Source organism: Nemorincola caseinilytica (assembly GCF_039540515.1).
Taxonomy (GTDB): domain Bacteria; phylum Bacteroidota; class Bacteroidia; order Chitinophagales; family Chitinophagaceae; genus Nemorincola; species Nemorincola caseinilytica.
The window spans coordinates 154,875-170,345 of sequence record NZ_BAABFA010000001.1; the positions used below are offsets into that span (position 1 = coordinate 154,875).

Annotated in this window: 10 protein-coding genes; 4 read left to right on the forward strand and 6 right to left on the reverse strand. The window is 53.0% G+C overall.

Translation table 11 applies throughout. The features are described 5' to 3' along the window. The first annotated feature begins 8 nt into the window (after positions 1 to 8). The 4 genes from ABD843_RS00775 (at position 9) to ABD843_RS00790 (ending at position 7,081) form a co-directional block, all read left to right on the forward strand. Positions 9 to 3,011 carry a M1 family metallopeptidase gene (locus tag ABD843_RS00775; RefSeq protein WP_345077020.1) on the forward strand — a complete coding sequence of 1,001 codons (3,003 nt, stop codon included), beginning with the start codon at positions 9 to 11 and terminating at the stop codon, positions 3,009 to 3,011. 131 nt (positions 3,012 to 3,142) lie between these two features. Further along, positions 3,143 to 4,375: a chromate efflux transporter gene (gene chrA, locus ABD843_RS00780; RefSeq protein WP_345077023.1), complete on the forward strand. Its 1,233-nt coding sequence runs from the start codon at positions 3,143 to 3,145 to the stop codon at positions 4,373 to 4,375. A gap of 166 nt (positions 4,376 to 4,541) precedes the next feature. Beyond that, positions 4,542 to 5,213 carry a uracil-DNA glycosylase gene (gene ung, locus ABD843_RS00785; protein ID WP_345077026.1) on the forward strand — a complete coding sequence of 224 codons (672 nt, stop codon included), beginning with the start codon at positions 4,542 to 4,544 and terminating at the stop codon, positions 5,211 to 5,213. Between the two features lie 8 nt (positions 5,214 to 5,221). Beyond that, positions 5,222 to 7,081, forward strand: a complete 1,860-nt coding sequence (locus ABD843_RS00790; RefSeq protein WP_345077028.1) for a tetratricopeptide repeat protein — start codon at positions 5,222 to 5,224, stop codon at positions 7,079 to 7,081. Between the two features lie 17 nt (positions 7,082 to 7,098). Here ABD843_RS00790 and bshA read toward each other — a convergent pair whose 3' ends face one another. From bshA to ABD843_RS00820, 6 genes are all read right to left on the reverse strand, one after another. Beyond that, positions 7,099 to 8,253: an N-acetyl-alpha-D-glucosaminyl L-malate synthase BshA gene (gene bshA, locus ABD843_RS00795; protein ID WP_345077030.1), complete on the reverse strand. Its 1,155-nt coding sequence runs from the start codon at positions 8,251 to 8,253 to the stop codon at positions 7,099 to 7,101. Positions 8,254 to 8,439: 186 nt separating this feature from the next. Beyond that, positions 8,440 to 10,383, reverse strand: coding sequence for a hypothetical protein (locus tag ABD843_RS00800; protein WP_345077033.1), 1,944 nt, complete (start codon positions 10,381 to 10,383; stop codon positions 8,440 to 8,442). A 31-nt stretch (positions 10,384 to 10,414) separates the two neighbouring features. After that, positions 10,415 to 10,930 (reverse strand): T9SS type A sorting domain-containing protein, encoded by a 516-nt coding sequence (locus ABD843_RS00805; RefSeq protein ID WP_345077036.1) that lies wholly within the window; start codon positions 10,928 to 10,930, stop codon positions 10,415 to 10,417. A gap of 177 nt (positions 10,931 to 11,107) precedes the next feature. Continuing rightward, positions 11,108 to 12,067 (reverse strand): DMT family transporter, encoded by a 960-nt coding sequence (locus ABD843_RS00810; RefSeq protein WP_345077039.1) that lies wholly within the window; start codon positions 12,065 to 12,067, stop codon positions 11,108 to 11,110. Between the two features lie 51 nt (positions 12,068 to 12,118). Next, positions 12,119 to 13,390, reverse strand: a complete 1,272-nt coding sequence (locus ABD843_RS00815; protein ID WP_345077042.1) for a sensor histidine kinase — start codon at positions 13,388 to 13,390, stop codon at positions 12,119 to 12,121. A gap of 242 nt (positions 13,391 to 13,632) precedes the next feature. Beyond that, positions 13,633 to 15,471, reverse strand: a complete 1,839-nt coding sequence (locus ABD843_RS00820; RefSeq protein WP_345077045.1) for a glycosyltransferase family 39 protein — start codon at positions 15,469 to 15,471, stop codon at positions 13,633 to 13,635.

The following is a 15,471-nucleotide window of genomic DNA, read 5'->3' on the forward strand; positions in this document are numbered from 1 at the left end:
TTAGCAGCATGAAGCGATACCTGGCCATGGGGCTGTTGCTGGCAGCCCTGCCTTCTGTAGCACAACAGACCCGTCACTATTGGCAACAACATGTAGACACCCGTCTGCAAGTAACGCTGGATGATAAGCACCACATACTGCACGGGCATGCCGATATAACATATACTAATAACTCGCCAGACACACTGAGGTACATATATATGCACCTGTGGCCCAATGCCTACAAGAACGACCATACCCCCTATGCGCGCCAGCAGGATGGCAACCACAGCAGCACCTTTTACTACTCTGACAAAAAAGACCGCGGCTATATGGACAGCCTGGACCTGGTGCTGGATCATGAGGTACATGTAGATGCCAGCTCATCGGCCGATGCGCCGGATATAGTAAGGATAGACCTGCCCCACCCTCTGCTGCCCGGCAAAAAGCTGCGCATAGAGACCCCCTTCAAGATGAAGCTGCCCGTAGTATTCTCGCGCAATGGTCACACAGGGCAGGCATACTATGTATCGCAGTGGTTCCCCAAGCCGGCGGTGTACGACCACAAAGGCTGGCACCCCATATCTTACCTTGACCAGGGCGAGTTTTATAGCGAATTCGGATCGTACGAGGTGAGCATAACCCTGCCGAAGAACTATGTGCTGATGGCCACCGGCAACTGTATGACCCCTGCAGAGAACAAGCGCATGGATTCGCTGGCGGCATTACCGTTGCCACCGGCCACACTGTACAAGGACGACTTCCCTGCCAGCGATGCCGAAATGAAGACCGTAGTGTATAAGGAGGACAATATACACGACTTCGCATGGTTCGCCGATAAACGCTTCATAGTGAGGAAGGATACCGTGTACTCTCCCGGCACCAACAAGCTCATAACCACATGGAGCGCCTATATGCCCTCTTACCAGGACAAATGGAAAGATGCCAACAAGCACCTGGCCGATGCCGTGCTGCACTATGGCAAGTGGATAGGCCCATACCCGTACAACACCATCAAGGCCGTGCTGGGCGATATGAAATCGGGCGGAGGTATGGAGTACCCCACCATTACGCTCATAGACCGTGTGGCCAGTGCCAAGCTCAGTACCGTTATCATACACGAGGCCGGCCACAACTGGTTCTACGGTATGCTGGGCAGCAACGAGCGCGAGCACGCATGGATGGACGAGGGCCTCAATACATTCTACGAGCAGAAGACCACCAAGGTGATGAGCAAGGACAGTGCAGCACGCAAGCGCAAGAACGCACTGGATGAATCTTTGATATACTACCAGTTCGCCGCTACCAATGACGACCAGCCTATAAATACCCATTCCGAGCAGTACCGCAGCCTGAACTATGGCATAGATGTGTATTACAAAACAGCAGAGGCCCTGCGCTGGCTGGAACAATACATGGGCCCTGCCGAGTTTGAGGCGGCCATGAAGGATTACTTCGAGACATGGCGCTACCGCCACCCTTACCCCGAGGACCTGCGGGCTATATTCGAAAAACATACCTCCAAACCGCTGGACTGGTTCTTTGACGGTATGCTGAACACCGACCGCAAGATAGACTTCAAGATAACCCGTGCACGCGTAAAGAACGGCAATACCATAGTTACGGTAAAGAACCGCTCGGACATAAAGTTGCCGGTAGCCGTGGCGGCCTATAAGGGCGATAGTCTGACGGCTATGGAATGGGCCTCGCCCTTCAGCTACAAGACCATCTTCCTGCTGCATGGCAGCACCTGGGATAAGCTGGTGATAGCCGATGAAACACCCGATGCCAAGACCGCCAATGACGCCTACCGCAGGCGGGCGTTATTGCGCAAGTTCGCACCTACGGTAAAACCGGTATTGGGCCTCAACCGCACCTATAGCGAAAAACTCTTCGTAGCACCGGCGCTGGGCAGCAATGCCCATGATGGCTTTATGGCCGGCCTGCTGCTGCACAACCTTACCGTGCCCGAGAACCGCTTTGCCTTTGCGCTGGCGCCGATGTATGCCTTCGGCGCAGGTAGCTGGACCGCAGCGGGATCATTGGGGTATACTTTCTATCCCCGCAGTACCTTTAAGGACATAACACTAATGGCAGATGCCAAAAGCTTTCACAACGACAAGACCGACCTGAACCTGAACGAACCCGTCTATACACGTTATATCAAGGTGGCGCCATCGTTGCAGTTCACCTTCAGGGAAAAGGACCCGCGCAGTACCGTTACCCGTACCCTGATGCTAAAGGGATACAGCATAAACGAGGAAATGTTGGGTGTGGGTGTAGACAGCACAGTACCTCTCATTGTCACAAATGTGAATAATATATACGGCAAAGTGCGCTACCGCCACCAGAACGACCGTACTTACAATCCCTTCAACTACACCTTTGACGGACATGGAAATGGCGACTTCGTGAAGCTGAATGTGGAGGGCAACATACGCATCAACTACAACGTAAAGAACAAGTCGCTGTATGTAAGAGGCTACCTGGGCAAATTCATTGCTATGAACAATGACCCTGCCATTACCAACAGGTATATACTGAATGCCAGCTATAGCGGTGTGAACGACTACCTGTACGATGGCACCTACCGCGGCAGGAACAGAACGGACGGCTTCTGGGGGCAGCAGGTGAACGCATTTGGTGAGGGTGGGTTCAAAGTGCCCATATACAATGGCGCCTACCGCAGCGACAACTGGATGGCCGCCGTGAACCTGAAGACCGATCTGCCAAAGATAAAGCTGCCCATACGCCTCTTCTTCGATGCTGGGCTTATGCCCAACCCATCTCCGGGCTTCAAGAACATAAAGAGCACAATGATGATGTATGATGGCGGTATAGAGCTATCGTTGTCGCAGGATGTGGTGAGCTTCTACTTCCCCCTCATTATGAGCAAGGACTTCAGAGACCGCCTGGCAGATACCTATGGCAGCAAGAATGTATTTGCCCGCAGCATATCGTTCACCCTGCACCTGGAGAACATCAACTGGCTGCGGTTCCCATCAAAGATATTGAAGACGGCCGGCGGCTAACGAAGCATATCCCGTATACATCAAAATGGTGCAATAGGAAAGAAGACCGGCACCGGAAACGCAATAGAGAAAATGTAATTTAATTTCTTTTTGCATCGGAATATTATTATCTTCAAAACCAAATAGTCCATATGATGCTTTTGCGGCATATACCTTTCCTGAAGGCAGTATTCTTATACTCCTTCACCGCCTTTGGCGGGCCGCAAGGACATATGGGCATGATGATAAAGACCTTTGTACAAAAGCGAAAGGATGTAACAGAGGATGAGCTGGTAGAGTACAACTCATTTTGCCAAATGCTGCCCGGCCCCTCATCTACCCAAACGGTGATGCTGATAGCCCTGAAGCGGGGCGGCATACCGCTGGCCCTTGTCACCCTGCTGGTGTGGGTATCACCCGCAGCCGTGCTGATGGGGCTGTTCTCGTTCATCATACATTATTACCATATAGGCTATGGCCCGGGCAGGGTGCTGCCCATGCACCTGTTCTCTTATGTGCAGCCCATGTCGGTAGGGTTCGTGTTCTATGCTGCTACGCGTATGATGCAGACCACCATAAAGCATGTGGCCACGGCCACTATAATGGTGTGCAGCCTTGTGGCCACACTCTTCATCAATTCGCCATGGGTATTCCCGGTGCTGCTGCTGTTATCGGGTATCATCAGCAATTTCAGCAATAGGCGCATCCCCGATCCGCTGCAGAAGCCCAAACGCATCAACTGGATGCACCTGGGTGCCTTTGCAGGTATATTCATAGTAGCGGGTGTACTTAGTGAGTTGGCGCGTACCGAGGACTGGGCGCATGGGCGTATATTCAACATCTTCGAGAACTTCTATCGTTTTGGCGCCATAGTGTTCGGTGGCGGGCAGGCCCTGCTGCTGATGATGACCTACCAGTTCGTGAGCCGTCATGGTGCACGCGTGCTTACGGCGGGACAAATGCTTACCGGCTATGGTATAGTGCAGGCCATGCCTGGGCCGGTATTCTCGGTATGCTCGTATGTAGGTGGGCTGGCCATGAGCCAATATGGCGGTATGTGGCAGCTCATAGGCTGTGTAGTGGCCACTGTAGCTGTCTTCCTGCCCAGTACGCTGCTGCTGTTCTTCCTGTTCCCTGTATATGAGAACCTGAAACATCATGTAGTGATCTTCCGCGCGCTGGAGGGGATAAACGCCGCTATAGTAGGTATAGTGTGGGCATCGGGCATATTCCTGTTCCGCACCATAGCCTTCGATGCTTCGCTGTCCTTCGAATGGAGTAACCTCATAGTGGTCATCATCACCTTCTGCCTGCTGTACTACAGCAAGATACCGCCACCCTTCATAGTACTGGGCTGGCTGCTACTTGGCTGGAGCCTGCACTAGGGCTCGCACATGTCGTTGACAAAAATGACCGGGTATCGGTACAAGATCATCAGATATCGATGGCATGACAATGTTATATGACATGCAGGCGTGTTTTTTTAACGTAGAGGTTGTTATGATACCGCGCTATCTGCTATTTTTATAGCGCGTACAAAATACCACAACAATGGATGTAGCAATAGAGCAAAGCTGGAAAGAGCGGCTGCATGAAGAATTCGAGAAACCCTACTTCGAGCGGGTGGTGAACTTTCTGAAAGAGGAAAAAAAAGCCAATAAGGTGATATACCCACCGGGCAAGCTCATTTTCAATGCTTTCGAGTGTACTCCGTTCGACAATGTAAAGGTAGTGGTGATAGGCCAGGACCCGTACCATAATCCCGGGCAGGCACATGGACTGTCTTTTTCTGTGCCGGACAGGGTACAGCCCCCGCCATCGCTCATCAATATATTCAAAGAGATACATAACGACCTGGGCATCACCATCAATAGCACAGGCAACCTGGAGCCCTGGGGCCGCCAGGGGGTACTGCTGCTGAACGCATCGCTGACGGTAGAGGAGAACAAGCCCATGTCGCACGCGCAGATAGGATGGCACACCTTTACCGATGCCGTGATCCGCAAGATATCGGCAGAGAGAGAGCATGTTGTGTTCATGCTGTGGGGCCGCTTTGCACAGAACAAGGAAGTGCTGGTAGATGTTTCGCGCCACCTGGTGCTGAAGGCCGCGCACCCGTCGCCGCTATCGGCATATAATGGGTTCTTTGGCTGCGGCCATTTCAGCAAGGCCAATAACTGGCTGAAAGAAAAAGGAGAACGCCCTATAGACTGGAGCCTGTAGCATAGCCCATGAAGAAAGCAGCCGCACCACACCGCAAGCACCTGGTACTGCACCTCTGCGTAATAATAGCAGCGGTGCTGATAGCTTATTACAAGGTGTTCGGCGCGTCCTTCCTCAACTGGGACGATGCAGAATATGTGCTGCACAACAATGACATCAATGCCATAAGCGGCAGCAATATAAAGGCATGGTTCTCTACCTTCTATGTGGGCAACTATCACCCGCTCACCATGGCATCCTATGCTATAGACCATATATTCGGCGGGTCGCAGCCATTTGTGTACCACCTGTCGGGGGTGTTGCTGCATTTTATCAATTCCTGCCTGGTATACATATTCTTCAGCAAGCTGCAGCAGCAAAAGACCATAGCGCTGGCGGTAGCACTGCTTTTTGCCCTGCACCCCTCGCAGGCCGAAAGTGTAGCATGGGTGGCAGAGCGCAAAACAGTGCTGTGCGGCTTCTTCAGCCTGCTGGCCATGCTGCAGTACCAGGGCTATGTACGCAGGCCCACAGGCGGGCAAATGGTGCTGCTGCTGGTATTCTCGGCATTCGCCATGCTATCGAAGGGAACAGCGGTGGCGCTGCCGGTATCGTTCCTGGCCATAGACCTGTGGCTGGAACGCCCCCTCAATGACAAGGCCGTATGGACGGAAAAGATACCTGTCTTCCTTATGGCCATCATCACAGGCGTAGTGGCCATATATGCCCAGCAAAGCGGCCACTTCATGGAAGGGGGCAATGAATACGGCATAGCAGAGCAACTGGTATATGGCGGCTATGCCTATGTGCAGTACATAGTGCGCTTCTTCCTGCCTTTAGACCTATCTGCCATGTACCCCTACCCTGAGCAGATGGGCATCTTACATATTGCCTTTGCGGTAGCTGCGGCAGGTATGGTCACTTTATTCGTAATAGCGCTGCGCAGGCGCTGGCAGGTGCTGGCGGGCGGCATACTTTTCTTTACCGCCAATATAGCCATGGTGCTGCAATTCATACCCTTTGGCGAGGCCCTTATGGCGGACCGATATATGTATATGGCCTGCATAGGACTGGCCTACCCTGCCATGTACTACCTGGCCGCCTGGCTGTGGCAGCTACGAATGGGCAAACGGTATATGTACATAGGCGGCCCTGCGGCGGCTCTGCTGCTGGGGCTGTGCTTCATGCGGAATGATGTATGGCTGTCTGACATGAACCTGTACAATTCGCTGTTGGAACGTTTCCCCAACTCGGCAGTGGCACAGTACAGCGCAGGTGGCATGTACCTGAAAATAGGCGATATGGAACAGGCCGAGTACCACTTGGACAAAGCTGTGCGGCTGGCCCCCGGCAATGCAAAGGCATGGTACAACAAAGGGCTGCTGCACATGCGGCAGGGCCGCGCTATGGAGGCGCTGGAAGCGCTGGACCGCAGCATAGCCATAAACGACTACACCAAGGCACACTTCTCCCGCGCACTGCTGCACCTTTCTACCGGCAAGCCCGACCTGGCGCTGACCGATATAGACCATGTGCTGCGGGTGCAGCCCGGCAATGCACGCGCATGGTGCATAAAGGGAGACTGTATGGAACGGATGGGACGGCTGGAAGAAGCCCTGAACAACTATAACAAGGCCATAGAGCGCAACGCAGGCGAACCGCTGTTCTATGTACGGAGGGGCGCTACATATTGCAAGCTGGAAAGATATGCCCCTGCCATAACTGACCTTGATGCCGCACTCGATATGGACGCCTCCAATGGCGAGGCATACTACTGGCGGGCTATCGCCAAACAGCATATAGGCCAGGGGCCATGCAGCGATCTGCAGAACGCCATGCAGCGACGCTATGCACCCGCAAAGGACGCCCTGCAAAAGTTATGTAAATGATACCTGTGCTATAGGTGTCAGAGTGTACACTTCTCGTGTTTTTTGTAGCTGGCTATCACTGCCTCATACAGCTTTTCGTACTGGGGTATGATGTGCTGTTTCTCGAACTTGCGGGCATGTGCTATGGCAGCCTTTTTGAAGTGCAGCAACCGCTCGCTATCGCTGAGGATGTCCACTGCATTACGCGCCATATCATCTATATCGCCTACATCAGAGAGGTAGCCGGTCTTGCCCTGCACATTGATCTCGGGCAGGCCACCTGCATTGGTAGATATGACAGGCACACCACAAGCCATGGCCTCCAGCGCCGACAGGCCGAAGCTCTCTGTGGCAGATGGTAATACGAACAGGTCGGATATGCTAAGGATCTCGCTTATGTGCTCCTGCTTGCCCAGGAAGCGTACATCATTGTACAGCCCCATGTTGCGCGTCATCTCTTCCACGTTCTGCCTGTCGGGGCCGTCGCCTATCATCAGCAGTTTGGCAGGCAGTTGCTTTTTTACCTCGGCGAAAACCTTTACCACATCGGGCACACGCTTCACGGTACGGAAGTTGGATACATGCACCAGTATGCGCTCCCCATCGGGGGCCAGCATCTGCTTGAAGTGGTTCTTATCTGTCTGGTGAAAACGCTTTACGTCCACAAAGTTGGGAATGACATGTATGTCCTTTTCTATGGCAAAGGAGCGCAGTGTTTCCTCCTTCAGGTTGTCGGACACAGCGGTAATGGCATCCGATTCGTTGATGGAGAAAGTGACCACAGGTGCATAGGTGGCATCGCGGCCTACCAGTGTTATATCGGTACCATGCAGTGTGGTGATGAAGGGAATATCCTTGCCGGTCTTTTTCAGTATCTGCCGGGCGAAGTAGGCTGCCGAGGCATGTGGGATGGCATAGTGCAGGTGCAGCAGATCGAGCTGCTGATTGGTGATGACATGCACCATGGTACTGGCCAGCGCCGTCTCATAGGGCGGAAAATCGAACAGCGGATAGGTAGGCACCTTCACCTCGTGAAAATATATGTTGGGGTGAAAGCCCTGTGTGAGCCTTACCGGTTGCTCATAAGTGATGAAGTGTACCTCGTACCCTTTATCTGACAGGGCAAGACCCAACTCTGTGGCCAGCACACCACTGCCGCCGAATGTGGGGTAACATACTATTCCTATTTTCATCTATAGCGCCTTTTGTTCCTTGTATCGCCGGGCATGCCCGGAAAATATCCTGCAAATATCAGTACATATATTCAAGATGTGGCAATAGCGGTATCAGATCTAACGATAATGGAACACTATACCCAAAACAAACGAGGTGGCCCATGTACAGGCCACCTCGCTGATCAACTGTCATTATCACCCGGTCTATTTGCCCTGCGAGCCGGAACGCGTACCCGTAGAGGGGGCCTTTTGCCTGGCGCCGGTGCCGGCCGTAGGGAACCTCTGCAGGCCCATATCCTTGCCCTTGCCAAATGCTTCGGGGTTCTTGTACTTGCCCTTGTCGTGGCCTTTCTTATCGGCCTCTACCTGTAGCGGGTGTGCCAGGGCAAAGGCATCATGCCTGATGCCGGTCACCTGCCAGCTCACTTCTACATTAGGCTTGTCGGTCTTTATCACGAATTTGTTGTCGTGTATCTTCTGGCCTACTATGGCCTGTGCGAAGGTACCTATCACCGTCAGGTTGTAGCGGAAATCCTTGTTCAGCGCCTCGAAGTACGAGGGCAGCGTCACAGTGGCGGTACCGCTGGCATCGGTGGTGATGTTGCCGGTATAGAGGTTCATCATCTCGTTCGATTCTATACAGGCATGCGAAAGGTATTTGTTCTGCGGATCGAGCGGGTGATCTATCTTGAACAGCTTCAGCGCAGCGTCCATGATACCTGTACACCACATATCGCCATCGAAATAGCCTGCATAGTCTTCAAAAAGGCCCGAACCGTCGGTTCTGCCGTATACACCATAGTTATAGTCGGGAGAGCCTACTATGTTGCCATTACCCACACCGAAGATACCAGCAGCATACTCAGAGCTGGACTCTGTGAAACCATGTATGGCTATGTTCTCCGAACCCAGTGCGAAACCCTGGTAAGAGGCGTAGCCACGCACACCTTCCCATCCACCCTCGCCCAGCAGGCCTATGCCCTGGTCTATAGTGGTAGATGGCTGCGACTTGCCGAACACACCTATACTGGTAGTGCCCGTACCTGTGCCTATGTGCGTACCTGCCAGCACACCATTAGGTGCATCTACCGTAGTAGTGAACAGGCCCGCACGCGCATCGGCCGTGGTAGCTACTTCCATGGTAGAGGTAGGCGATGTGGTACCCAGGCCTATCCTGCCGGCAGACTGGTAGAGGCCGGAGTTATTGAGGTCGGTAGCAGTATTGAATTTGGAGAGATAGCCGCTGGAGCCCGATCCGGTAAGGCCGCTCACGCTGGCCAGTGTGGCAGGCGCCCACTGCGTGCCTGTCCACTGCAGTACCTGGCCGGTGCCGGGCGCTGTACCGCTCACATCGCGGTTCTGTATCTTTACTACCGTATTGGTGCCTATAGCGCCGGTAACATCCCCTGCCAGTGTACCGCCTGCGGCCACTGTGGCAGGGCCCCATGTGGTACCTGTCCACTGTAATACCTGTCCGGTAGTAGCGCCTTGCTGGGCTATCCTTAGCGGGGTGGCAGAGGTACCATTGCCTGCAAGTGTGGCATCGGTAACGGCTACCTGTGTGCCCCAGTTATCGGCACCACCTGCAGGACCGGCGGGACCCGTAGGACCTGCAGGTCCAGTTGGACCGGCGGGACCAGTGGCACCAGCCGGGCCTGTAGCGCCTGTAGCACCCGTGGGACCGGCCGGGCCTGCAGGACCAGTAGCGCCAGCCGGGCCCGCAGGACCGGCTGGGCCTGTGAGACCGGGACCATTGAGCGCATTCAGCGCAAAGGGCACGCTGAGCAGCTGGTTGGCGCCCAGGTTGGTATAAGATGTACCACCGGCGGGGTCTATCTCTACCTGCATATATTTATCGCCAGTACCCCATGGTATGGACGAGAACACACCACTAAGTACAGTACCCCCACCTACGGCCACATTGTACAGGCCATAGGCATTGGTGGTAACGGTCTGCCGTTCCTGGTACACCACGGTACCGGTGGCAGAGGCATTGCGGATGGTGAGTCGAAGCGCTATATTGGCAGTGGCCAGTGGCGCGCCCGTAGCATTGCGGGCCACACCCTGGTAGTTGAATTTCTGTGCCGGCTGTGCCCATGCGGACATACATGCCAGCAAAAAGGCTGCGGAGAATAGGAGGCGTTTCATATCGCGTATAGTTTAAAAGGGTGGATGATAGTTAGTTGAGTTTCTGTACCTTGAATGTATTGGTGGCTTCGGGGCCGTCCTGCGGCCTCAGGAACACCTGCAACATATAGTTGGCATTGGCCAGTTTGCTGATGTCGAACTGCTTTGTCACTGTTCCGGGCTGCACGGTAGAGCTGTTCTCCAGTATCACACGCCCGGCCACATCCATAAGGCGGTAAGTGAACGTCCCCTCCTGCTGCGTATTGAACTGTATGTTGACCGCAGAGCTGGCCGGGTTGGGGAATACATTGATGCCGGACAGTACAGGGCTCATAGGCACATCGGAGGTAGAGGACATGGGCTGCAGCACACCTTGTGTAACTATGACAGATGGCGCAGAAAAGGTACTTACCATTATCTCGCCTACCGACCACTCGTAGGTATTGCCCGCTATGGTGCCCGAGCCGCCCATATTATTGATGATGCTGGGGGTGATGCTTTGCCCGCGCACCATGGGCGCGCCTGCCAACGTAGCCAGCATGCATGACAGGATAAGTTTTGGTTTCATAAGCTTATTAGGTTTTTTATGTAAGGAAAACACCGGTAATACGGTGTATATAAAATTAAGTGAAAATAAACGAATAAAGAAAATTTTTCTTTTTTATAACTGCCTGCTAAGATCGGACGGCCCGAATATTTATCTGGGCCTTGTCATCCCGGAAAGATCGGAGAGGAGAAAATGGATCTAGCTTTCTATGCCGCCGCGCTCGCGTATGTTGTCTGCAGCAGGAAGGCCGGGCCTCAGCAGGCGCAGCATCTGCAATACCACCGATAGCAGTATGAGGCTCATGCCTATGATAAAACCCATGTTCAGCGTATGGGAGCCATCGAGGAAAATGATCTCGCGGTTCTCGTTGTAGAAGATGAATGCAAGCAATATACCGTAGACCGGCTCCAGGTTCACAGATAGTGTGGCCGTGAAGGAAGAGAGTTTTTTCAGCGCGTTCAGCGCCAGCGACTGCGCCCATACCGTGCAGCACAGGCTCAGCACCACCAGCCATATCCAGTCGTTGACGTACCAGAGTGTGGAAGATACCTGTGGCAGGTATACCGTGTCGGGCTGATACCAGAACAGCAGCGGCAGCAGCAGGGTGATGAAGCCCCAGCCGGTAGACATTTCGTAGAACACCATGGTACGCGCCGGGTACTTACTGGCTATCTGCTTATTGAGTATGGTGAAGACAGAACTGAGCAATGCCGCTATAACGCCCGCCAGTATGCCCCAGCCGTAGAACTGCTGGAAACGGTATATGAGGTATACACCTATTATGGCCAGCGAGCCCAGCAGCAGCTCCTTCATGTCGTGTTTGCCCTTGTTCATTATAGGATCGAACAGGGGTGTGAAGATACTGGCTGTGGACAGGCATACCAGCGCTATAGATACATTGGCCAGCTTGATGGAGGCATAGAAGGCCACCCAGTGCAGCCCCATAAGTATGCCTACCAGCGCCAGCCGGCGCATATCGCGCCGCTCTATGGGTACCCACTGCCTGCGGAACGTGAGGATAGCGGCCATGAACAGCCCTGTGAGCAGCATGCGGTACCATACCAGCATGGGCGCCTCCAGCGATATGGCACGTCCCAATATCCCTGTAAAGCCCCAAAGCAGTACGGCAAGATGCATTTGCACCAGCGCTTTCTTCATAAGTAAGTGTGCAAATGTAAGCGAACTACCGCTTTATAAAAGAAGATACTATCAATGACGGGTGAGCGGCAGGGAAACGAAGAAAGTACTACCCTTGCCCGGCGTGCTCTCGAACCATATATCGCCGCGCTGGTAGTCCATGAATTCCTTGCACATCAGCAGGCCCAGGCCTATACCCTTCTCCCTGTTGGTGCCATAGGTAGAGCGGGTCTTGAGGGTGAAGAGGTCGGCCTGCTGCTCGGCAGATATACCTATACCTGTATCCTGCACCGACAGGAAGGCCCTGTCGGTAGTAGTGGTCACTCTTATTGCTACCTCGCCGCCCTCGTTGGTGAATTTTATGGCATTGTTCACCAGGTTGCGCAGCACTATGTGCAGCATGTCCTTATCGCACACCACCTCCAGGTCGGGGTGTATGGAGTAGGTGAGCTTTATACCCTTCCGGGCCGCTATGGAACGTTTATTGCCTGCCACCTCTTCTACGAACGCTTTCAGGTTCTGCGGCACAAGGTGCACTGTCACGCCGTGCATCTGTGTCTTGGCCCACGACATCAGGTTCATCAGCAGGTCGGTGGTATATTTCGTCTGCACCAGCAGCTCTTCCTGTATCTTGTTTTTTTCGTCCTCGTCCAGCACATTGTTCGACATCAGCTCCAGGTATCCGCGAATGGAATCGAGCGGCGACCTAAGGTCGTGCGATATGATGGAGAACAGCTTGTTCTTCTCCTGGTTCACGGTCTCCAGCTCTGTGTTCTGTGCCGATATCTGCTCGTTCTGCTTTATGATGGCCAGGGACCGCTCGTCGGCAAGGCGGGCCTTGCGGTAGTAATAGCCGCGCAGGTAATTGGTGATGGCGAACAGGAAACTGACGGCAATGGCATATGTGACCGCGAGATCGAGGTAGCGTGCGGCCCTGTCGGGATAAGTGCCGGGTATCAGCGATGGATAGTTATACTCTATCACCAGCAATGTGGCCACTATCACAGTATGCAGGGTTATCCATACGAAGTGATGCTTGTGGTTGCCAAGTGTGATAAGGAATATGAGGGTAACGAAGAACAGGTATATGGTAGGCCCCGATGAGCCATCGTTCATGAAAAAATTGAGCGAAAGGACGGCATAGCTGAAGATAGCGAACATAGTGACCCCTATCTTGTATATCTTCCTGTAGCGCGACAGATAATAGACCAGGCCCAGCGGCAGCATCAGCAGCAGCATTACCGTTGTCATTATTGTCTGGGAGATGTAAATGTCTATGCTGATGCAGATAAGCAGCAGGAAGAATGTAACGACACAAACGAAATTGAACGCCCTATTCTCCATAGAGAATTCTTCAGGGTCGCCCGTCAGCCTATTCCAAAATGTAGATCTACCTTCTCGAAGACGGTCGGTCATCGGATATCATCCTTTGCAGGTCACTAAAGTACTGCTATGCAGTAGTAAGCCAAGTCGTATGGTCGTTCGTACACAAAAATACTCGATTTGTCTACATTTGTCAAACGCCTTAACACAAATTAACTTATTGCATGATGCGGTCAGCAGCCATATGATAATGACATGACATGCTATTTGTACAGCTCTATCGTCAGATCATCTACATATATCTCCGTTAGGTCGGTGCTCCAGGCAAAGAGCTTTATCATGTCGTGCTCATTTAGGCCTTCGGGTATACGCACAAAATAATGCACCCTACCCCATGTACGGATGTTGGAAGAGAACAATGTGCGGCCCGCCATAGGCGATGCAATGCTCGTATCGAAGATCTTGTTCTCTATCTTGGCGCCCTTCCATAGCTTACCATCCACGCTCAGCACCAGCAAATGCCTGAAATAGTAATGGCTTTCGGGGCACATGAAGCGGCCACTGCATTTTATCCACTTTGCTCCTGCGAATCTCTGCTTATCGTAAGGCACAGAGAGGTTGATGCGCTGGTGCTCCTCGCCATTCAGCAGGTGGTATACATACTTATGACCCGTAATTGGATCTACCACTGTGTGATCGGCTATGGTAGAGTCGTTATACTCTTCGCGGGCAAAGGTCCCTATCCTTACCAGCTTGCTGGTATCTGGCTGAAACTCGTCTATATCGTTCACTACAAGGTCGTCATAGGTAAGCTGTGTCTTGAAGAGCATCTGGTAATTGAATTTCCAGTTCGATTCCTCGCTCCATAGCAGACCCTTCATCTGCTGGTAGCTGTAGTTGATGTTGAGCGCTATGCAGAACAGTACACCTATCATGGTGGCCGCCTTTATGGCCCGCGGCCTGCGCCACAGCCACAGCAGAAATGCCGTGAGCGGCACCGACAACAAAGGGTACATATGCAGCATGGGCCGCGAACCCAGGCCATTTATATACCTGTAGCAGTACCAGCTATATATGATGTATATGTAGGCTGGCAGCAACAGCCATACAGCCAATGCCCATTGTTTTATGGGGCGCAGGCACAGCATACCCAGCAGGGCCAGCGCCATAAGCGGCGTATAAGGCAGCCATCCGTTAGCGAAATGAAAGAGGCCTTCCTTTATCCATGGTGTATCCCAGAAAAAGGTCTGTGAACCATAACTGTAATAAAAAAAATGTCCTGTCTTTATCTTCCAGTACAGTAGCTGTGGCAGCACAGGCAGTATCGCTGCAGCGGCTGTTAGACATATGTTCAGCAGGTTCTGCCGAATGAAAGCTATCTTTTTTCGCAGTGAGGGGCCACTGTATACATCGTATAGCAGGGGTATGATGGCACATATGATATCGGTGGGCCTGATGATGGCTATAAGCCCTATCACCAGCCCCATGGCTATGAATGTACCCCGGCGCGGCCTATCATGCACCGCTACGGTAAGGTACATGAGCAGGGCATAGAGGAAGAAAAGCGGCACATGCGACATACCCGTCTGGAATATGGCGAACCAGAAGAGATTGGTGCCCAGTAGCAGCAACAAAGTAGTGTACAGGGCGGGTGTCTCGTCGAAGAAACGCCGCAGCACCCGGTATACGAGCATCAGACCCAGCAGGGCATATACCAGTGAGCTGATCTTGATGGCCAGCTCGTAGCTGTCGCTATAGCCATTGGCCAGCGACCCTCGTACCAGCTCATATGCATGTGCCAGCAGGAAGAAGGGCGCCTCCATCAGTGCTACGCCATAGGTATACTGGTTCACATGTTTGTCATCGGGGGCGCTTTCGGGCGTAGGATCATAGTTCAGCACCATATCGCTGAGGCCGCGGTCGCGCGGCAGCGGCCTGTAAGTTATCAGGTCGTCATAGATGAATGTGGCGGTGAGGTAACGATAATACCCTGCGGCATCGCCATAGAAGGTGGTCTTGTGAGTAAGGTATCTGAAAACGAAGAGAGAGGTGAACAATATGCACACCAGCAGCGCTATCTTATTTGACCGTTTCAGGGGCAT